The 20,685-nt window shown below is 72.2% G+C and carries 16 protein-coding genes; 4 read left to right on the top strand and 12 right to left on the bottom strand.

Going from position 1 to position 20,685, the window contains the following annotated elements:
* Positions 1-3: 3 nt before the first annotated feature.
* The 3 genes from ACQP1K_RS21705 to ACQP1K_RS21695 form a co-directional block, all read right to left on the bottom strand.
* The gene (locus ACQP1K_RS21705; protein WP_433497540.1) at positions 4-1,509 is read right to left on the bottom strand and encodes a hypothetical protein; all 1,506 of its coding nucleotides are present in this window, start codon (positions 1,507-1,509) and stop codon (positions 4-6) included.
* Positions 1,510-1,512: 3 nt separating this feature from the next.
* Complete coding sequence (locus tag ACQP1K_RS21700) at positions 1,513-3,192, bottom strand: protein kinase domain-containing protein (protein ID WP_433497539.1); 1,680 nt, start codon at positions 3,190-3,192, stop codon at positions 1,513-1,515.
* Between the two features lie 318 nt (positions 3,193-3,510).
* A complete protein-coding gene (locus ACQP1K_RS21695; protein ID WP_433497538.1) occupies positions 3,511-4,149 on the bottom strand; it encodes a pyridoxamine 5'-phosphate oxidase family protein in 639 nt (212 codons plus the stop codon).
* An 82-nt stretch (positions 4,150-4,231) separates the two neighbouring features.
* Here ACQP1K_RS21695 and ACQP1K_RS21690 point away from each other — a divergent pair, with 82 nt between their 5' ends.
* Entirely contained in the window at positions 4,232-5,638 is a 1,407-nt protein-coding gene (locus ACQP1K_RS21690; RefSeq protein WP_433497537.1) for a PLP-dependent aminotransferase family protein, read from the top strand.
* 12 nt (positions 5,639-5,650) lie between these two features.
* Here ACQP1K_RS21690 and ACQP1K_RS21685 read toward each other — a convergent pair whose 3' ends face one another.
* From ACQP1K_RS21685 to ACQP1K_RS21660, 6 genes are all read right to left on the bottom strand, one after another.
* Complete coding sequence (locus ACQP1K_RS21685; protein WP_433497536.1) at positions 5,651-6,247, bottom strand: hypothetical protein; 597 nt, start codon at positions 6,245-6,247, stop codon at positions 5,651-5,653.
* A gap of 75 nt (positions 6,248-6,322) precedes the next feature.
* Complete coding sequence (locus ACQP1K_RS21680; RefSeq protein WP_433497535.1) at positions 6,323-7,120, bottom strand: polysaccharide deacetylase family protein; 798 nt, start codon at positions 7,118-7,120, stop codon at positions 6,323-6,325.
* Positions 7,117-8,073: a glycosyltransferase family 2 protein gene (locus tag ACQP1K_RS21675; protein ID WP_433497534.1), complete on the bottom strand. Its 957-nt coding sequence runs from the start codon at positions 8,071-8,073 to the stop codon at positions 7,117-7,119. Before ACQP1K_RS21675 ends, ACQP1K_RS21680 begins: the two co-directional genes overlap by 4 nt.
* Entirely contained in the window at positions 8,070-8,900 is an 831-nt protein-coding gene (locus ACQP1K_RS21670; protein WP_433497533.1) for a glycosyltransferase family 2 protein, read from the bottom strand. Before ACQP1K_RS21670 ends, ACQP1K_RS21675 begins: the two co-directional genes overlap by 4 nt.
* Before the next feature lie 273 nt (positions 8,901-9,173).
* Complete coding sequence (locus ACQP1K_RS21665) at positions 9,174-9,578, bottom strand: hypothetical protein (RefSeq protein WP_433497532.1); 405 nt, start codon at positions 9,576-9,578, stop codon at positions 9,174-9,176.
* A gap of 173 nt (positions 9,579-9,751) precedes the next feature.
* Positions 9,752-11,593 carry a substrate-binding domain-containing protein gene (locus tag ACQP1K_RS21660; protein ID WP_433497531.1) on the bottom strand — a complete coding sequence of 614 codons (1,842 nt, stop codon included), beginning with the start codon at positions 11,591-11,593 and terminating at the stop codon, positions 9,752-9,754.
* Between the two features lie 176 nt (positions 11,594-11,769).
* Here ACQP1K_RS21660 and ACQP1K_RS21655 point away from each other — a divergent pair, with 176 nt between their 5' ends.
* Positions 11,770-12,576 (top strand): TrmH family RNA methyltransferase, encoded by an 807-nt coding sequence (locus ACQP1K_RS21655; RefSeq protein WP_433497530.1) that lies wholly within the window; start codon positions 11,770-11,772, stop codon positions 12,574-12,576.
* On the opposite strand, the gene ACQP1K_RS21650 is transcribed toward ACQP1K_RS21655, so the two are convergent.
* The 3 genes from ACQP1K_RS21650 to ACQP1K_RS21640 form a co-directional block, all read right to left on the bottom strand.
* A complete protein-coding gene (locus ACQP1K_RS21650; RefSeq protein ID WP_433497529.1) occupies positions 12,573-15,917 on the bottom strand; it encodes a BTAD domain-containing putative transcriptional regulator in 3,345 nt (1,114 codons plus the stop codon). The two genes, ACQP1K_RS21655 and ACQP1K_RS21650, sit on opposite strands and share 4 nt — an antisense overlap.
* 149 nt (positions 15,918-16,066) lie before the next feature.
* The gene (locus ACQP1K_RS21645) at positions 16,067-17,179 is read right to left on the bottom strand and encodes a lysylphosphatidylglycerol synthase domain-containing protein (RefSeq protein WP_433497528.1); all 1,113 of its coding nucleotides are present in this window, start codon (positions 17,177-17,179) and stop codon (positions 16,067-16,069) included.
* Positions 17,180-17,274: 95 nt separating this feature from the next.
* Positions 17,275-18,072, bottom strand: a complete 798-nt coding sequence (locus tag ACQP1K_RS21640; protein ID WP_433497527.1) for a PIG-L deacetylase family protein — start codon at positions 18,070-18,072, stop codon at positions 17,275-17,277.
* 147 nt (positions 18,073-18,219) lie between these two features.
* On the opposite strand from ACQP1K_RS21640, the gene ACQP1K_RS21635 reads away from it, so the two are divergent.
* A complete protein-coding gene (locus ACQP1K_RS21635; RefSeq protein ID WP_433497526.1) occupies positions 18,220-19,368 on the top strand; it encodes a glycosyltransferase family 4 protein in 1,149 nt (382 codons plus the stop codon).
* 306 nt (positions 19,369-19,674) lie between these two features.
* On the top strand, positions 19,675-20,652 hold the full coding sequence (locus tag ACQP1K_RS21630; RefSeq protein ID WP_433497525.1) for a malate dehydrogenase: 978 nt from the start codon (positions 19,675-19,677) through the stop codon (positions 20,650-20,652).
* Positions 20,653-20,685: the final 33 nt, after the last annotated feature.

Genomic DNA, 20,685 nt, shown 5'->3' with positions numbered 1-20,685 from the left:
AAGTCAGCATTTGTAGGAAAAACTAGCTTTATCCTGTAGCGGTTTCCCCGTCGTGGTGGGGGACAGGACGCGCAGCGTCGCGGTGCCGCGGAAGGATCCCGACCCCTTCACCGTCCAGTGCAGCGGGAAGTCCAGGGACGTGGTTCCGGAGCGCACCCTCTGCTCCTGCTCGATCTTCTCGCCGTCGCTGCGCCGCCACTCGTAGCGGATCGTCCCGCCGCCGCCGTTGGCCGTGACGACCCCGGTGAAGTCGGCCCTGCCGTCGCAGCCCACGGTCTTCTTCTGCAGCTTGACGTCCACCTTCAGCACGGCGAGATCGGGACCGGGTGCGCACATTCGCAGCCCCAGGACCCCGGCGGCGATGAGCACCGCGAGCAGCAGGGTGCCTGCCCATGTGGTCGTCCGCCGCCCGCGCCGGCGCTGGGCGGTGTCCGCGATCGCCCGTGTGCGGGCCGTGGGGGCCTGCCCGGAGCGCCAGATCTGCTCGGCGGTCGTCTCGGTCGGCACTCCCGGTCCGAAGCGCATCATGTCGCCGTCCCGCTGTGCCGTACGGCCGGCCGGGGTCACGGAAGGACCGGGCAGGCCCTGGCCCGACAGGTCGAGCAGTGTGACGGCCTCGTCGGCGCCGGGCCTCATGGCGGGGGCTGGGGCCACCGGGACGCCTCCCGAGGTCCACTGCCGGACGGCCCCGGCCAGCCGGATCGTGCCGGGGGCGAGCACGTCGCGCCAGGTGCGCAGGACTTCACCGGCCGCGTCCAGTCCCCGGGCCAGGGCCACGGCGGCGGCCCGGTCGAGGAGTGCGGCCGCCTCGCCGTACGCGGGCCCGGACGTCGTTCCCCGTACGGAATCCTGCGCGAGGCGCCGGGCCAGGCTCCGTGCGAGCGCCGCCCAGGCGGCCGTGTCCCCGGTCGTGTCCGACGCCGTGTCCTCAGCCGTGTCCACAGTCGTGCCCATTCCGGGGGACGTGTGCCGGAGCGCCGCGAGCAGGCCCCGTTCGGCCAGGAGCACCGATCCGTCGTCCCCGACGACCACGGTGCCGGCGTGCAGCGCGCCGTGGGTGAGCCCCGAGGCGTGGAGGGTGCGCAGCGCCCGCGCTGTCTCCACGAGGATCGCGACCGCCGCGGCCGGGTCGATCCCCGCCATGCCGGACCCCGCCATGCCGGACCCCGCCATGCCGGACCCGGCACCGGCCGATGAATCGTCGAGAAGCTCGGCGAGGGTCGGCGTGGCCCGGCGTGTGGTGATCAACCAGACCTCGCCCCGCGCCGTCACCAGGTCGGCGACGGGCAGCAGCGACGGTGGGTCGCCCCGGCTCAGCAGCAGAAGGTCCGCACGCACGGCGGCGACGACCCGGTCACGCGCCTGGGTCCCGTCGAGCAGGTTCGGGTCGAACCGCAGCACGCTCGATGGGACTCCCGCAGGAGAGACCGCGTCGTGCCAGACGCCGAGTTCACCGGCGCGGGTGCGGCCGGTCAGGCGGTGCCCCGCGATCGTCGCGCCCTCGCTCATCGGTCACCTCGAGTCCCGCCGGCGGCGCCTTCCCGCCGCCCGCTTCACCGCCAGTGTGGCCGGAACGAGGCCGGTCGTCATCAGGCCGAGAGCGAACGCGCCCATCGGAACGACGCTCGCATCCGGAGCCACCGGAGTGCTGGTCAGCCGGGTCGGCCCGGTGTCCCCACCGGTCGGATCCGGGGACGAGGTGCTCTGGGTGGGCGTCGGCCTCGACGACGGGGGCGACGTCGTGCGCGGCGGATTCTGCGGCAGGGTGATCGTGGCGGTGGGCTCCGGCGTCGACGGGGACGGCGACGGCCGGCTGGTCGTCGGCTTCGGACTGGGCCGCGGGCTCGGCTTCGGCGTCGGCGTGGTTTTGGGTGTGGGGCTGGGCGTCGCCCTTGGCGTGGGCCTGGCCGTGGGACCGGTGGTCGGCCGGGACGTGGGCTGCCGTACGGTGCCGCGGGTCGCCGTCGGCCTGGGCCGTGCCTTCGGGCTCTTCGATGCGGTCGGCTTCGGATCGGCGGCGGCGGGCGTCTCGGTGACCTCCTCGTCGTCGAGATCCTCCTCGACCTCTTCGGCCGGCTCGTCCGTCGCGGGGGCGAGCGTCAGCGGATCGGCGGGCGAGGCGACCGGCGACACGACGGTCTCACCGGCCTGAAGCGTGGTCCCGGCCAGGGAACCGACCACGGCCGCGGTGCCGCCCGTGATCGCGGCCATGACCACCACGGTCAGGCCGATCTTCACGCTCATCTTGCCGAGCGGGCCGCGGCCGAGATGCGTCTCGGCGACCGACGTGCCGACTTCGGGCTCCTCCTCGGCGAGGGGGAAGAAGTGCACCAGCAGGCCGGCCAGCGCGGCGAGCCTGCGCCTGCCCCGCTCCTCCCAGGCGGGGCCGTACACCTCGGCGGCGACGATCTCCAGCTCCTGGAGGAACTCCAGCGCCGACTGCGGCCGGTCGGTGGCCCGCTTGGCCATGCCGCGCTCCACCAGCCCGCGCAGCGAGGGAGGCACCTCCTCCACCGGGGGAGGGGTGACCTGGTGCTGGCGGGCCAGCGCCGCCATGTTCTGCGCGCGGAAGGGCCGGCTGCCGGTCAGACACTCGAAGAAGACGACCGTCGCGGCGTACACGTCGGTGGCCGGGCTGGTCGTGCCACCCGACCACTGCTCCGGCGCCATGTACGGCGGCGTGCCGGAGGCGGCGGCGCCCTGCCCGATGTGCGCGGCGATGCCGAAGTCGACGAGCTTGCTCGTGCCGCCGGCCTCGACCATCACGTTCTCGGGCTTGTAGTCGCGGTGTACGACGCCGACGCCGTGCGCCGCGGCGAGACCGAGCAGCGACCCCTTGAGCACGGCGAGCGCGGCCTCGGGGCCGGTCGGGCCCTCCGAGCGCAGCATCGCGCGCAGCGAGACGCCGTTGATCAGCTCCATGACGATGGCGGCGCCCCGGGGGACCTCCACGTATTCATAGAACTTCGCGGCGTGCGGGCTGGGCTCCATCGACGCGAGCAGGCTCGCCTCGTGCCGGAACCTGGCGACGAAATGCAGGTCCGACATGAGCTCGCCGGACAGGTATTTGATGGCCACCAGGATGTCGTCGGCGTCGTGCCGCGCGAGCACGACTCTGCCGGCGCCGCCCCTGCCCAACTCGCGAATCTCCGTGTAGCCGGGGACGCGCCAGGCATCCGTCTGGCCGTGCATAGGGTCTCCTCATCGCCCGGGCCCCCGCCATGACGAGACCGTAGCTTAGTGACCAAAGGGGCAATAAGCAGAAAAGTCCGGAAACAGTGGTGGTTTGTGGCGAATTGGGTAATTTGCCGGTTCAGATGAAGGAATCCCGTTCGCCACCTGGGAGGTCTGGTGCCATGTGGTGCTCGAAGAGCACGACAACGGGCAGGACGATCACCGTCATCCGGTCCCGAGGGTCTCTCTGGCGGCGGCCGGCCGAGCCGCTTCATCCGTTTCGGAGCATGGTGAGCCGTCCGCCCCGGGTGGGGGAATCCGTCCCCGGTCCGGGGTTCACCCGCGGTCGCGGACGTGGGCGGGTACGGCGATGCCGGCGGCCAGGCGCGGATCCGGCACCGGGGCGCCCCAGCCCACGGTCAACGGCAGCACCCCCGCCCAGATCGGCAGGTCGTAGTCTTCCTCATCGTCGATCGGAGGGCCCTGCCGCACCTTGACGGAGGCCTCGTCGAGCGGCAACGCGAGCACGGCCGTCGCGGCGATCTCCCTGCGGGTGGGCGGACGGACGGTCTCCCATCTGCCCGGGGCGAGCTGCTCGGTGATCACACGCAGGGCGTCGAGCCGCTCGTCGAAGTCCTCCACGTGCCGGGCCGTACCGTAGATCATGGCGGAGCGGTAGTTGGCCGAGTGGTGGAAGGCCGAGCGGGCGAGCACGATGCCGTCGAGGTGGGTGACGGTGACGCACACGGGGCCGTCGAGCGCGGCGCGCAGCGAGGTCGCCCCGGTCGAACCGTGCAGGTAGAGCAAGTCGTCCCGCCGGCCGTACGCGGTCGGGATCACCATCGGGTGCCCGCCGGCCACCACGCCGAGGTGGCAGATGAGGCCGGCGTCCAGGACCGCGTAGAGGTCGGCGCGGTCCGTGCGGGCGCGATCCTTGGCACGGTTCAGGGTCGTCCGTAGTGTCGTGGAGAGCATGTCCGTTACGTTAGGTGGCACTGGACATGCGGAACATGTCCACTTCCGGTCGCTCTCGCGAGACCACTTCACCGGAGAACACGTGCGCGGGCATATCGACCTTCCCCTGACCCTGGACCGATCGTCGCCGGTGCCGCTGACCGCGCAGCTCGCCGAACTGCTCAGGCAGGCGATGCGCACCGGCGGGCTGAGGGCGGGCGAGCGGCTGCCGTCGAGCCGGGGGCTCGCCTCCGTGCTCGGCGTGAGCCGGACCGTCGTGATGGTCGCCTACCAGCAGCTCTACGCCGAGGGCTGGGTGGATGGACGGCACGGCTCGGGGACGTACGTGGCGGACGGCGTCGATCACGGAGGGCGGCCGGCCCGGCCCGAGCGGCGAGAACGTCCGGGCGGTCGAGTCCGCACCGGACCGGTGGACAGGGTGATCGACCTGCGGCCGGGCCGGCCGTGGGCGTCCGCGTACGACATGGCGGCGTGGCGGCGGGCCTGGCGCGCGGCCGGGGCCCTCCCGCCGGACGATCGCCCGGACCCCTACGGTCATCCCCGGCTGCGCGAGCTGCTCGCCGAGCATCTGCGCCGGGCGAGGTCCGTGCCCGCCTCCGCGCACGACGTCATGGTCACGAGGGGCACGGGCAACGGGCTCGACCTCATCGCGGCCGTGCTGCTGCGGCCCCGGCCCGGCGAGCCCGCGCCGAGGGCGGGGGTGGAGGAGCCCGGTTATCGGAAGGCCAGGGGCATCTTCGCCGCCCGGGGCGCCGAGATCGTCCCGTGCCCGGTGGACGACCAGGGGGTGATCGTCGAAGCGTTGCCGGACGACCTGCGGGTGCTCTACACCACGCCCGCCCACCAGTACCCGATGGGCGGGCGGCTGCCGATACCGCGCAGGGAACGGCTGCTCGCATGGGCCCGCCGCACCGGCGCGATCCTCGTCGAGGACGACTACGACGCGGAGTTCCGCTACGACGTCGCGCCGCTGCCCGCGCTCTACGGCCTCGACCCCGGCCGGGTGGTCCTGCTCGGCACGCTGTCGAAGTCGCTCAGCCCGGACGTCGGCCTCGGCTGGCTGGTGGCCTCGGAAGACCTGCTCGACCTGATCGCCCGGGTCCGGGAGGACCTGACCGACCGCACTTCCGGGCCCGTGCAGGCCGCGGTGGCGACCCTCCTGGAGCGCGGTGACCTCGACCGGCACCTGCGCAGGATGCGGCTGGAGTACGCACGGCGCCGCGCGATCATCGTTGAGACCCTCGGGCCGCTCGGGCCGCTCGTGCGCGGCGACACCGCCGGGCTGCACATGGTGATCGAGCTGCCCGCCGAGGTCGTCCCCCGGCTGGTCGAGCGGGCACGCCGGCACGGCGTGCTGCTCGACACCGTCGACCGCCACCATCACGGCCCGCCGCGCGTGCACGGCCTCGTGGTCGGGTACGGCTCGGCCTCACAGGCCGACGTACGGCACGCCTGCACGGTGATCCGGCGGCTGCTCGCCGCGCCGTGATCCGCCGGGGCCTCAGACCACCTGCTCCAGCAGCCGCAGGTCCTCGGGGGGAACCTGCAGCTTGGCGGGAGCGGGACCGACGATCCTGGTGATGTCGATCGAGCCCGGGTCGCCCTCCCGGGTCCCCGGCACCTGCGAATGGCCGAAGTGCCCGCCGAGCGACCATAGGCGGCAGCTGCGCTCGGCCACGAGCGAGTGCGGGTAGGGCAGCGGCGGCCCGCACGGCCAGCGACGGGGGACCTCCCAGGAGTCCAGCCACTCCAGGATGTCGTCCAGGCCGTCGAGCTTGGTATCGGTGAACGGTTCGTGCGTGGATCCGATGACGCGGATCTGCACGCAGACGCGCCCGTTCCTGCCCCGGTCGCCCACCAGCCCGCTCGCCGCCCTGGTGGGCGGGATGAGCTGGACGATCTCCCCGGTCACCGGGTTCCACACCAGGTGGGAGGGGCGATTGAGCTGGATGAGCCGCTGGGCGACGGACTTGGCGGTAACCGCTTGAGGATCCGCGGGCCAGATGAACCAGACGGCGCGCGGAGCGCCGCCGAGCATCACCCCGGAATCCTGAAGGGAGGGAAGCCGGCTGGCGCCGGGCAGCCATGCTTGGGCCACGATGCCCCCTCAAATCCTCGGTCGGGTGTTTTCTCCCCTTTCGAACTCGCGCTAACACCTCGCGAATCATGATTGTTACTGGCGAGTGGCAACGCCTCGTAAAGCGGAACGCGTTCGGCGCACGACTGCGTAACCTCCGGTGAAAGCACGATATTTGAGATAAATGAGAGGCATTCCGCGATCCTCGACCGCCCGGCGGAAACGGGCGAGCGTGATATCGCGTCCCACCGTGAGCCGGGGAACGGCCAGCCGGTCATGGCGACCGGCGGCGACGGCGTTGTTCACCGCGCAGGCCGCCTGATAGCCCGTCTCGCGCACCGCCCGCCGCACCCTCGCGCTGGAATAGCCGTAGGGGTAGGCCATCGTGCGCACGGGCCGGTCGATCCGCTCCTCCAGCAGCGCCTTGTTACGCAGCAGCTCCTCCCGGAGCTCGCGGTCGGGAATCTGGTCGAGCTGGGGATGGCTGTGGCTGTGGCCGGCGATCTCCACGCCGTGCCCGGCGGCCTCGCGGATCTGGCTCCAGCTCAGCGTCCGGTCCAGCGGCCGGCCCGCCGCCTGCGGCCCGGCGTCGCGCACCCAGCCGCTCGTGACGAAGAGCGTGCAGCGCAGGCCCAGCCGGTCGAGCACGGGCAGGGCGATCTCGTGGAAGTCGGCGTACCCGTCGTCGAAGGTGATCACGACGGGACGCTCGGGAAGCTCAGCGCCCGCGTCCAGCGCGGCCGTCAGCTCGCCGAAGGCCAGCGCGGTGAACCCGTGGTCCCGCAGATAGGCCATCTGCTCGGCGAAGCCGGCCGGCCGAACCGCGTGCGGGCGGGTCCCGGGGGTCGGCCGGTCGGTCACCGAGTGGTACATCAGGATGGGCACCCGGGTCATCGGCCCGCCTCCGCCGCCGTTCCTGCCCGCACGCGGCCCACGATGTAACCCCAGGTGGTCCAGGCCAGCCCGGTGATGATCGCCGCCGCGCGGCCGAGCCCGGCGAGATCCCCGCGTACGGCGTCGCCGAGCCCGCGCAGCACGCCCAGCGGGAGCGTCCGGAACGTGTAGCTCCGCTCGCTGGACAGTCCGTCGCCCGCGCCCACGCTGCGGGTCACCATGGCCTTCGACAGACCCTCGGCGAAGCACCTGGACCGGAAGTAGGCGAAGCGCGCACGCTCGGCGGAGACGCGGTGACCGATCGCAGCGCCCGGCTCGAACAGCAGGACCGAGCCGGGGCGCCGCTGCGTGAGCCGGATGCAGAACTCCGTCTCCTCGCAGCCCAGCGGCCTGCTTGCGCCGCCGCGTATGCTGCGCCCGATGTGCGTGCTGAACCCGCCGACCGCGCCGACGACCTCCCGGCGGAACGCGGCGTTTCCCCCCATCACATTCCGGATCGGGGCACGTTCGGCAGGCATGCCCCGATAGGTGCAGCCCACCGTCCAGTCGAACTCCTCGGGAAACCACCGGGGACGGCGGCCGCCCGCCCACAGCGGCCTGGTCAGGCCGCCCACGCCCACCACGGCAGGGTCGGCGAAGTCCGCCTCGAACGCCGCCAGCCACTCAGGATCGGCCACCGCGTCGTCGTCGAGGAAGGCGACCACGTCGCCCGTGGCCGCCTCCGTCCCCGTGTTCTTGCCACCGGACAGCCCACGCTCGTGCGCGTTCTCCAGCACGATCGCGTCCGCGTACTCCCGCTTCATCCTCAGGTGCAGCGCCGGGTTGTGGTCGACCACGAGGATCAGTTCGTACGGCTGCCGCCGTTGCGCGCGCACCGACTCGACCGCCGCCCGGATGTCGTCCCAGCGATCCTCGGTGTAGGCGCAGATCACCACGGAGATCCGCAGGCTCATGCCGCGCCCTTGTCGGCCACCGGTGTGGCGCCGGCGGACGGCGCCGGTCGCGGCTCACGACGCCACTCCCGCACGATGGTCCGCAGCACCCGCAGGCCGTCCCTGACCGTCCTGAGGTTGCTCGTGCCGTGGATGCGGCAGCGCTCGTGGCTCGGCACCTCGTGTACGCGTAACCCGGCCCGGGCGGCGCGGATGTTCATCAGCGTCTCGACCTCGAACCCGTCGCAGTCGAGGTCGAGGACGGGCAGGTGATGGGCCCAGAACGCGTTGTATCCGTAGCACAGGTCGGTGTAGCGGGTGCCGTAGACGAGGTTGACGACCATGCGCAGCATGCTGTTGCCCAGCCTGCGGCTGATGGTCAGGTCGTCGCTGCCGCCGCCGGCGAGATAGCGGGATCCCTTGGCGAAGTCGGCGCCGCTGACCAGCGCGCCGACGAAGCGGATGATCTCACGGCCGTCGGTCGAGCCGTCCGCGTCGATCATGACGATGATCTCACCTGTGCAGGCGGCGAACCCCTCGGCGAGCGCGCTGCCCTTGCCCCGGCCGCGCTGCCGTACGACCCGGAGACCGGGGCGGAGCCGGCGGGCCACCGCGACCGTGTCGTCGGCCGAGTTGCCGTCGACGAGGACGACCTCGTGGACCCACGAGGGCAGGGTGGCGAAGACGTGCGGGAGGTTCTCCGCCTCGTTCATCGCGGGGATGACGACGCTCACGGTCGGGGCGATGGCGAGGTGTGGGCCGAGCGGGGTGTATCGGTCGATGGCGGGCAGCGACCGTAGGGTGGCGAACTGTGGCTTGACCCCGTGCTGGGTGATGTCGGGACTCATCGTGACTGGGGTGTCCTTCCAGGCAGTCGGTCATTCGTGGGCTGCCGACGAACCGGCGCGGTCTGGACGAAGACGTGTTCTCCGTCCCGGTCTGCTGGCAGAGAGAGGCTGGTCTGTCAAGCTGACGAATGGCTGAACCGGCGACGGCGGTGAGGGGGGACGCCGACGCCGTGGCGGGAGGGAACGCCGTGTCGGTGAGTGATTCAGACGGGTGCGGGGCGGGCGTTTCCGAAGGGCCTCATGGCCTGTGCACTTCGGCGGCGCGCGTGATGGTCACCCTGGGCCTGCCCCCCTTTTCAACGGCGCTGTCCAACGGCGCTGTCCGATGTCACGATCAATGGCGCCCGCCCCCCGGTAGAGCAGCCGGATGACGAGCAGGAAGAAGCCGAGCACCCCGATCGTGGCGACCCCGGCACGGGGGGACCACGCGTTGAAGAGAAGCATGGCTTCGGCGAGTAGGACATTTATTGCCAGGCTTGCCGCCGCACCCACCGTCAGCGTCGAGAGAGGGTCACGATCGCGCAACAGTCCGATGATCGCCGCGCCGGGGACCACCAGCATGAACAGGGGAGCGAGCACCATGCGGGCGGGCGTCTCGACGTCCGCCAGCACCAGCACCGCGCCGGCGGCACACGCCACGGCGAGTGCGACCTTCGCGAAGGTACGGCTCCTGCTCATGCCTCCCAGACTCCCCGAACGACGCTCGTCTCATCGGTCACACCGGTTTCACCTGTCGACATTGGCGACGCCTTACCCGTGCCTCGGGTTTACCCGGCGGCGCCGGAAGCCGCGATCTTATCCGGAATGTTGCCCGGCACGGGTGTCTCCGGGAGGCAGCGGCCGGTCGCCGCCTACTGCGGCGCCCCTTCGCAGTTCGGCGCGCAGAGCCGGCGTGCGATGCCCTTGAGGAAGATGTCGCGGATCTCCAGCACCGTCTGCGGGAAGTACGCGGCCCCGCCGGTGGCCTTGGCGATCGCGGTCATCTGTGCCCTGTCGTCGTCCTTCGTCGTGTTGAACGAGATGATCAGAATGCTCACCGGCCGCTTGGGGTCGTACGTCTGCTTCAGCTTCTGGATGATCTCGTCGTTCTCGAGGCCGCCGGTCGGGTCGTCGTTCCCGACGCCGTCGGTGAACAGGAGGATCGTGTTGACCTTGTCGGGCTGGTACTCCTTGGTCATCTTCTGGTAGGCGGCCCACAGCGTGTCGTTCAGCCCGGTGTTGCCGGTCGGGATCGCGCTGGTCCGCTCCATGGCGCGGATGATGCGGTCGCGCCGGGTGACGCCGTTGACCTGCTGTGCCAGCGGGCCGATCGAGATGATGGGTTTCCAGTCGACGCCCTGGCCCTGCAGGTTGTCGGAGAACGCCCAGATGCCGATCTCGGTCTTGCCGGGGAAGAGCTTCAGCCCCTCGATGCTGGTGTCCGTGATGGCCTTCATGCGGCTGACCCCGGTGCTGTCCGCCGGCTCGGCCATCGTCCCGGAGATGTCGATCAGGGCGAGCAGCCGGGTGCCCAGCTTGATCTGCCGCCATGCCTGGGCCAGCTTGTCGATCGACGCCTGGTCGGGCAGCGCGATCTCCGCCGGTTTCTTGGCGTTCACCCCGTTCTCCGGCTTGAGCAGGCCGCCGCCCTTGCCCTCGGGGGTGCGGAAGCCGTAGTCCTGCACGGTCTTCTTGCCCGAGGCCGAGGTCAGCTCGGCGGCGAAGACGCCGGCGGCCTTGCGTACCGCGCTGTTCTCGGCCCTGATGACGATCGGGTAGTCGAGGCTGACCGTGCCCTCGGCCGGATAGAGCGCGACCGCGGGGTTCGACGGGGAGGTCTTGGTGTTGAAGGACCACACCGCCTGCTCCGAGGCGACGCCGACGGGGACGCGCGCGGTGGTCTTGGCCAGCGTGGCGAAGAGATTGCCGGGGGACGGCACGGTGGACTCCGACAGCCGGCGCAGCACGCCGACAAGGAGTTCCTCGTTGCCGCCGCCCGCCCTGAGCACGCTCGCACCGGCGAGCAGCGCGCCCAGCCCGGCCGCGTTCTGCGTCGGGTCGAGCGCGAGCACGCGCACCTTCCTGGCCAGGCCGTCGGGGTTCGCGGCGTTCGCCGCGCTCATCAGCCCGGTCCAGCTCGCCGGGCTGAAGGCCGAGCTCAGCTTCCCCGCGCCGGACTTCGACGTGGTGAGCACGATGGGGGAACTGGCGGCGCTGCCCGCCGTCTTCGCGGTGCCGTTCCCGGGCAGGCCGGTGGTCCAGAGCGTGGAGTCGGGGATCCAGATGTCGGGATCGGCCCCGGCCTTCCCGCCGGACTCCGTCGTGCCGTCGGACAGGGCCTTGGTGGGGCCCGTTCCCCTGATCGCGTTCGCGACGTCGGCGGACTCCGCCGCCTTGACCGTCACGGCCACGCATTTCCCGTCGACCTTCTTGCCCGACTCGGCGAACCTGCTCGCGACCTTCTGCACGGCCGGCTGGATGTCCGGTGAGGCCACCACGGTGAGCCCGATCTTGTCGCCGGCGCTCCCCGCCCCGCATTCGGGGTTCTTGCTGACGACCACGTACGCCGCCACCCCGCAGAGCACGGCGAGGGCGACCGCGCCCGCGAGTGGGACGAACACCTTGCCCGGGCCGCCGCCGCGCCGCCTGGATGGCTGTTCGTGTTCGGGATTGAAGCCGCCCTCGAGTTCGTCTGTGCGGTGCCGTCCGCCCACGGTGCCCTCTTCGGTCTCGATTTGGCTCCCCCCGGGATGAGGCGTGGCTCTCGGGGGAGTTCTCCGTAATGCTTACGGAACGATAGCGGTATCGCGAAGTGGGGCCAAACGTCGGTTTTGGTGCGGCTTTGGGCCGGAGAAGCCCCGGCGCGCCGGCTTCGCCGTACCCTTGACGGGTGCTCATCCCCGTCGAAGACGCCACCGATCCGCGCCTCGCCGATTACGTACGGCTACGCGACGTGGACCTGCGCAAGAGCCTGGAGAGCGCGCACGGGCTGTTCATCGCCGAGGGGGAGAAGGTCATCCGGCGGGCCGTGGGAGCGGGTCACCCGGTGCGCTCGGTCCTGACCACGGCCAGGTGGCTCGACCACCTCGCCGGCGTCGTCGAGGAGACCGCCCCCGTCTACGTGGTCTCCGACGAGGTCATGGCGGGCGTCACCGGCTTTCCCGTGCACCGGGGCGCGCTCGCCTCGATGGAGCGTACGGCCCTGCCCGAAGTGGCGGAGCTGCTGGGCGGGGTGAGCAGGATCGTCGTGCTCGAGGACCTGGTGGACCACGGCAACGTCGGCGCCGTCTTCCGCTGCGCCGCCGCGCTGGGCGTCGGCGCGATCGTCCTGTCGCCCCGCTGCGCCGACCCCCTCTACCGCCGCTCGGTGAAGGTCTCCATGGGAGCGGTCTTCGCCATCCCGTACGCGAGGATGGCCGACTGGTACGGCGGCCTGGCCGAGATCCGGGCGGCCGGATTCCAGACGCTGGCGCTGACCCCCGACCAGTCGGCCACACCACTCGACCGGGTCGTCATGGGCGAGCGGGTGGCGCTGCTGCTGGGCTCGGAGGGCGACGGCCTGTCGTCGCACTGGCTCAAGGACGCCGACGTGCCGGTCTGCATCCCGATGAGCCCGGCCGCAATGGACCTGGGCGTGGACTCGCTCAACGTCGTGGCCGCCGCCGCCATCGCCTGCCACGGCCTTCTCCGCAGCTAGGGAGTGTGGGGCTGGAGCGCGTGCCTGGCGTCGGCGATCCAGCGGGGGACGTCCACCCGCTCGGCCACGGCGAGCGCCTTCTCGTAGTGCTCCCGGGCCGGCAGGCCGAGCCGTACCGCGAGATCGCCGAGTGTCCTGGCCACCGGCCAGAGGGCGACCACGCCCGTGCCGGCCCCGGCGATCCTGTCGTGGAACGGCAGCAGCTTCTCGTACGCCTCCCGCATCCGGTTCCCGTCGTCGAGCAGCATGCCGGCGAGCGCCCGCCAGATGAGCGTGAGCTCGTAGAGGAAGTCCGTACGGACCGGCTCCCTGGTCAGCGCGATCGCCTGGGCGTCCTTCACGTGCCCCGCGTAGAACAGCGCCACCACGTAGGCGTCGGGGGTCCACTTGGCGCCACGCTGGTGGGCCTCGCCCAGCGGCTCGACCATCTCGGCGGCACGGCCGTCGACCAGGTGGAGGCAGAACGTGGCGATCAGCGGCAGGTCCTGGCGGCCTTCGAGCATGCCGGCCCGCGCGGTCAGCCGGGCCGCGTTCCGGTAGGCGCGCTCCGCCGCATCGTAGTCACCGGTGATCATCAGCCGCTGACCGGCGTACCACGCTCCCACGGCGGCGGGGGCGGGCAGGTCGTAGCGCCGGCCGAGCCGCTCGGCCTGCGCGAGATGCTCGTCGGCCTCGGCGAAGTCGCCCCGGGCGGCGGCGCATTCCAGCAGCACCAGGTGGGCCAGCGTCTGGACCGAGATCTGCCCGGACTCCGCGCCGACCAGCAGCAGCTCACGGCCGATGGTCTCGCGCTCGTCGACCTGCGTCAGTGTGTACGACTGGCGCAGTCTGCCGCTGAGCGCCGTCGCCAGCAGGGCGGGGTCGCCGCTCGACCTCGCCAGCTCCTCGGCCTCGAGCGACGCCTGGTAGCCGCGCTCCGTGGCCGACCCCTCGAGCTCCAGCGCCAGCGTGGCGAGCAGGCTGGCCCGCAGCGCCTGCTCGCTCGGCGGCAGTTCCTCCAGGGCCCGCTCGGTCACGTTCACGATCTCCCAGGCGGTCCGGGTGAAGTCCCGGGCGATGCCCTTGTGCGGGACGGCGAGCGCGGCCGCCACCCGCGCGGTCAGCTCCAGATCGCCGAGCGGCAGGGCCGCCTCCATCGCCTCCCGCCGGTGGGCGCGTGCCGCGGTCATGTCGCCGCACAGCGCCAGCGCCCTGATCAGCCTGAGCTGCAGCTCCAGCCGCTCCTTCGCCGGTACGCAGCCGGGGCGGGCGGAATGGTGGGCGCGGTCGAAGGCGGCGATGGCCTTCTGCCACAGCGACGCGGCCTCCCGGTGCGCGAACCGGCGCTCCGCCTGCCCGGCCGCCAGACCGGCGTACCGCTGCGCCTTCGCCGAGGTCTCGGCCGAGCCCGCCGCGTCGTAGTGATGAGCCAGCGCGGCCACGTCGTTCGGGTCGCGCTGCTCGATCACCGACGCCACCGCGGCGTGCAGCCGCGATCTGCGCAGCCGGGAGGCGTCCGAGTAGATCATGTCCCTGATCAGGGCGTGGTCGAACCTGAGCAGGCCGGGGCCCGGCTCGGTCACCAGCCCGGCGAGCAGCGCGGCCTCCACCGCGTCCACCACGGAATCCTCGTCGCCGGACACGTCGACCAGCACGTCGACGTCGACGTCGCGGCCGATCACGGCGGCCTGCAGCAGCACCTGCTGCGCACGCCCCGGCAGCCGGGCGACCCGCCGCCGCAGCACCTCGCGCACCCCGGACGGCACGGCTGAGATGTCGGCCTCGGCCTCGAACAGGCGGGCCGTCTCCTTGACGAAGAACGGGTTGCCGCCGGAGCGCTCCACGATCGCGCAGACGACCTCGTCGTCCACCTCGCGCACGCAGGTGGCGCGGACCAGCGCGGCGACCGCCGCGTCGTCCAGTCCGCCGAGGGCGACCCGTACGGGATCCAGCCGGGCGAGCGCGGCGAGCACGTCCTGCTGCCGCGCGTTCAGCTCGCCGTCCCGGAAGGTGACCACCAGCAGGACCCGGCTGGCCGCGAGCAGGCTGGGCAGCGCGCGCAGCAGGGCCAGGGTCTGGTCGTCCGCCCAGTGCAGGTCCTCGAGCAGGATCAGCAGCGGCGCCTCACGCGCGGCCGCCGACAGGTAGCCGCCGACCGCCCGGTGCAGCCGGAAACCGCCGGAGGCGTCGTCGTCGCCCGTGCTGTCCGGGGCCGTGTCGTCCAGCAGCGGCGCGAGCAGCGCTGCGTACTCTCCCGCGCCCCTTCTCGTGACGAGCGTCCGCAGCACCTCGACCCAGGCCCAGCCGGGCGGGGTCGCGGTGCTGTCGGGGCAGGAGCCGGTGGCCGAGGCCCACCCGTCGTCCTCCAGCCGTTCGGCGAGCCGCCGTACCAGCGTGCTCTTCCCCGCGCCGGGATCGCCGCCGATCACGGCGACCGAGAACCGGCCGGCCCGTGCACGCGGCGCCGCCGCCGCGAGTGCGTTCAGCTCGGCGTCCCGCCCCACGAACGGCTCGGGCGGCAGGGGTGGTACGGCTCCCGCCTCGACCTGCCGCGGGGGCCGGGCGGCGGCGACCTCCACCGGCCGCCGGTCGGGTGGGGTCAGGTCGAGACCGGGGTCCTGGGAGAGGATGTCCGACTCCAGCCGCCGCAGCGCGGGCCCGGGATCGATGCCGAGTTCATCGGAGAGGATCGCCCGGGCCCGGCGCAGCGCGGCCAGCGCGTCGCCCTGCCGCCCGCACCGGTACAGGCCGAGCGCGAGCAGCCGCCAGCCCTCCTCGCGCAGGGCGTGCTCGGTGGTCAGCGCCTCCAGGTCGGGCACGGTCTCCGCGTGCATCCCCAGCCGCAGGCCGGCGTCGGCGTGCCGTTCCCGCGCGACCACGCGCAGCTCGCTCAGCCGCGCCACCTCGGCCTCGGCCCACGGCTGGTCGGCGAAGTCGGAGTACGGCTTGCCCTGCCAGAGCGCGAGCGACGATCCCAGCATGGCCCTGGCCTCGTGCGGGCGATCGTCCAGCCGTTCCCCGGCCGAGCGGACGCCGCTCTCGAAGCGCAGCGCGTCCACCCGCTCGGGCGCGGCGCGCAGGGCGTAGCCGGAGGCGACGGTCACGAGCAGCCGGCCCGGCCCCCCGCGCGGCCGGTTCGGCTCCAGGATGCGGCGCAGCCGGGAGATGTAGACCTGCAGCCCCGACTGAGCGCCCCTGCCCGCGTCGTCATGCCACAGGTCGAACAGCAGGGTGTCGACCGGGACGATCTGACCGCGCGCCACCAGCAGGCGGGCGAGCACGGCACGCTGTCGTAACCCGCCGAGGTCGAGCTCGCTCGCGCCGTCATGCGCACCAACGGGCCCGAGAACCCGGAACGCCACCGAGCTCATTGGCCGCCGCCCAATCCATGTCTCACAACGCGCTCATCGGCCACCCGCCGCCGATTCGTATCAGGCGCAACCGTATGCGCGCCCGCGAATCGGAGGCAAGCGTTTCGCCGGCGCGGTCCGGCTGTCTTCACGGTGCGATCTTAGGGAGTCGCGCGGGGAGGAACCTCCGGTCCTCGTCCGCTCCCGCTCCACTCCCCGGATCCCGCCGATGCGGCCGCTGCGCGATCGCCGTCGCGCCTGCGCAGCAGCGCCCAGCCGCCGAGCGCGAGCCCGCCCCACGGGATCTCGATCGTGTACGTCCAGAAGCCGAACAGCACGGCCGCCGCCGTGGCCCCGCTCGCGGGCTGGCCGAACGCGCCGACCAGCAGGGCGGCCACGCCGCCCTCCATGATCCCCGCGCCGCTGGGGGTGACGAGCGCGGTGGTGAGCACCCGGCTGAGCGCGAAGACCGCGACGGTCTCGGCCGGGCCCGGATAGGACCCGGTGACGACCAGGCAGCAGGCCATGATCAGGCACTGCAGACCGAGGAAGGCGACCATCCCGAGCGACAGGGCCTGCCACCGCCGATGGATGATCCCGGCCGTGTCGCCGCGCAGCCGCTCGATCGCCGCCGACGCGGCGTGCTCGCCGGGCCGGAAGCGCCGGGGCAGGAGCCGTACGAGCGCGTCGAGCGCGCCGCCGAGCAGGGCCGCCGCCAGGTCCCAGTAGAGCGCCGCCGCCACGACGGCGACGAGGACGAGAATCGAGATCGCGCCGGCCCACCCGGCCTGTGCGACGGCCGGGTTGGGCGCCCTGCCGGCGATCAGCAGGCACACGATGCCGACGGCGGGCAGGATGAAGCGGAACAGCGTGTTCCAGATGCCGGTCACGAGGGTGTAGACGACGATCGGCCGGTTGGCGAAGCCCCAGCCGCGCGTCATGCCGAACGTCAGCGCCACCCCGGCGGCGCCGCCGAACGGCAGCAGGTTGCTGACCGCGCTGCCCGCCGCGTTGAGCGTCAGCGCCTGCAGATGGGTGAGGCCGGGCAGCGCAGAGGTCATCACGAACGTGTACGCCCAGAGGCTGGCCAGCCACAGCACGGCCATCAGCGCGACCGCGGGCAGGCTCATCCTGGCGAACTCGTGGCCGATCTCACGCCAGCTCACCTCGGCGCCGGTCAGCACGCGGACGATCCGCGGGAGATAGACCACGAGCGCGACGGCCAGCGCGAGAGAGAGCGCGGACAGCGTGATCTGCAGCCACTTCCTGTTCACCCGCGATTTCCCCCGTCGCCGTCACTGAACGCTCCCAGTCAGTCTGCCGGGTGCGCCCGGGGCGTGGGCTCCTCCTCGCGGAGGATCACGGCCTCCTACGGATTGTCGAACGGATGCCGCAGACGGGTTCCGCGGGGCAGGTCCCGGCGGACGTACCACTCCGTGCCGAAGACGAACCGGTAGAGGGGGTGGGGGATCTTCAGCATGGCGCCGAGGGTGCGCTCGCCGTCGCCCCCGGTCGCCTGCGTGCCGTGCGCGGCCATGGCCGCCCGCTTGGCCCTGGCGTGCCTGCGCACGTTCACCCGGTGGGTGATCGTCTCACCGGGGGAGTAGGCCCGCTCGAAGGTCCTGACGTCGAGCGACGGATAGAAGCGGGCCGCCAGCCGGATGCCCTTGAGCAACAGGTCGCGGTGCACCGTCGCCTCCAGCACGATGGGCGTCCCGGCGATCTCGGCCGCCCGGGTGCCGACCCGGTACACCTGGACGTGGTCCGGGTGGCCGTACCCCCCGGCCGGGTCGTAGATCGTGACCAGGTCGGCGGTCTCCTCCTTGAGCACGGCGGCGAGCCGCTGCGCCGCCTCCTCGATGTCGGCGTCGATGAACGCGTTGTCCGGCCGGTCCTCGGCGACGCCGCCGTCGATCGCCAGGCCGGAGTCGCCGTAGCCGAGCTGCACCACCCGGGCGCAGCCCAGGGCCGCGGCCGAGGCGTGCAGCTCGTTCATCCGGGTTCTGCCCAGCTCGTCGCCGTGCGGGAGGTCGGCGAGGCCCCGCTCGCCGGCCGTCGCCACGACGAGCACGACCCGATGTCCCTCGTGCGCGAGCATCGCCATGGTCCCGGCCGTCAGCAGCGCCTCGTCGTCGGGATGGGCATGGAAGAACACCGCGGTGCTCATCGCGCCTCGCCGAAGAATGTCATCCGATTCACCCGCGTCCACTCACTGGTCCGCCCATGATCCCATGGGTCGTTCGCCTGGTGTGTGCCGCCCTGGAGGGTCGAGCGGGCGTTTGATGGGGACCGGACACTCTGCCAGGCTTGGCCGGTGCGGATTCTTCACGTCAGCGACTGCTACCTTCCCCGGCTCGGGGGCATAGAGGTGCAGGTGGCCGACCTCGTCAGGGCGCAGCGCGAGGCGGGTCACACGGTCGAGGTGGCGACGGCGACGCCGGGAGCCGCCCTCCCCGGGGTGCACCGCGTGGTGGCCCGTCTGCCGTTCGATCTTCCGGTGCATCCGCGCGGCACCATCCACCTGACCCGGCTCATGACCTCCCGGCGGCCCGACGTGGTCCACGTGCACGCCGGAGCGGTCTCCCCGTTCGCCTGGATGGGGGTGCGCGCCGCCGTACGGGCCGGCCTGCCCGTCGTGGTCACCGTGCACAGCATGTGGGATCCCGTCACGCGCGGAATCTACCGGGCGCTGCAGGCGGTGTTCGGCTGGCGGCGCTGGGGTCTGGTCGCGACCGCCGTCAGCGAGGCCGCGGCCCGCCCGATCCGGGCGGTGGCCGGCCTGCGGGTCCCGGTGCAGGTGGTGTCGAACGGTCTGGACGTCTCCGACTGGCGTCCGCGCGACGAGCCGCGGGCCGCCGGTTCGGACGGTGTTCCCGCGGATCGCGTTCCCGTGAATCGTGTGGATCGTGTTCGTACGGACGGCGTGCACGTCGTGGCCGTCGGCAGGCTCGCGCCGCGCAAGCAGCCGCTGCGGCTGCTCAAACTGCTCGAGGCCGTACGCGCGCGGGTGCCCGGCCAGATCGCGCTGCGTGCCACGATCGTCGGCGACGGCCCGGCGCGCGGCCGGATGGAACGTTACCTGGCGGCCCGGCGCCTCGACTGGGTGTCGCTGCCCGGCCGGTTCAGCCGGGAACAGATCAGATGCCTGCTCGCCTCGGCCGACGTCTTCGTGGCCCCGGCGCCGCGTGAGTCGTTCGGGCTGGCCGCACTGGAGGCCCGGGCGGCGGGTGTCCCCGTGGTCGCCCGGGCCCAGAGCGGCGTCGCCGACTTCGTCGGTCCCGGCAAGGAGGGCCTGCTGGGGCGCACGTTCGACGAGCTGGTCGCGGCGGTCGCCCGGCTCGCCGGCGATCACGAGCTGCGTCGCTCGATCGCCGAGCACAACCGGGAGACCGAGCCGGTGAAGTGCTCGTGGACGGCCGTGCTGGAGGGCTTCGGCCGCTGCTACGAGCTGGCGCGGGCCTGATCGTCAGAACGGGAGAACGCGCCCCGAAGGGGTGCGCAGGTCGAGGGACTGGGGGGTTCTGGGTGGCCGCGGTCGCGACACAATCCGTACCTTCTTCAACTCGGCCCCTCCTTCCGTCGTGTGCTCCTCATCCGGTGTCATCATGATTCCCAAGAAACCGGCGCCCTTACCCTCCTGAGGTCAGTTCTTCTTCTCGCGGTGAGTTCTCCGCGTGTCACCGCCGTCCGGGACGGCACCTGGCCACGGGAGGATCATCGCGGCCGGATAGCATCCGTGAGACACACAAATCGCGAATGGGGAATCGTCATGACCGTCAAAGTGACCGTCACCGGCGCGGCCGGCCAGATCGGTTACGCGCTGCTCTTCCGCATCGCCTCGGGTCAGCTCCTGGGGGCGGACACCCCGGTGAAGCTGAGCCTTCTGGAGATCCCGCAGGCCGTCAAGGCGGCGGAGGGCACCGCGATGGAGCTCGACGACTGCGCATTCCCGCTGCTACAGGGCATCGATATCTCCGATGACCCGGCGAAGGCCTTCGACGGCGCCAATGTGGCGCTGCTCGTCGGCGCGCGTCCCCGGACCAAGGGCATGGAGCGCGGCGACCTCCTCGAGGCCAACGGCGGCATCTTCGGCCCGCAGGGCAAGGCGATCAACGACCACGCCGCCGACGACATCCGCGTGCTCGTGGTGGGCAATCCCGCCAACACCAACGCCCTCATCGCCCGGTCGGCGGCGCCGGACGTCCCGGCGGAGCGTTTCACCGCGATGACCCGTCTCGACCACAACCGCGCCCTCTCCCAGCTCGCCGCCAAGCTGCGCGTCCCGGTGACCGAGATCAAGAAGATGACGATCTGGGGCAACCACTCGGCCACGCAGTACCCGGACCTCTTCCACACCGAGGTCGGCGGGAAGATCGCGGCCGAGCAGGTCGAGGAGGCGTGGCTGCGCGACACCTTCATCCCGACCGTGGCCAAGCGCGGTGCGGCGATCATCGAGGCCCGGGGCGCGTCCTCGGCCGCGTCGGCGGCGAACGCGGCGATCGACCACGTCCACGACTGGGTCAACGGCACGCCCGAGGGCGACTGGACCTCCGCCGCCGTCGCCTCGGACGGTTCGTACGGCGTTCCCGAGGGTCTCGTCTCCTCGTTCCCCGTGGTCTCCGTGAACGGCCGGTGGGAGATCGTCCAGGGGCTGGAGATCGACGCGTTCTCCCGGCAGCGGATCGACGCCTCGGTGAACGAGCTGGTGGAGGAGCGCGACGCGGTCGGGGCCCTCGGCCTGATCTGACCCTCCCATTCGCCTCTCCCGGGCCGTGACGGG

The organism is Sphaerimonospora sp. CA-214678, from assembly GCF_050942215.1.
Taxonomy (GTDB): Bacteria; Actinomycetota; Actinomycetes; order Streptosporangiales; family Streptosporangiaceae; genus Sphaerimonospora.
This window is presented reverse-complemented; position numbering and strand designations above follow the sequence as displayed.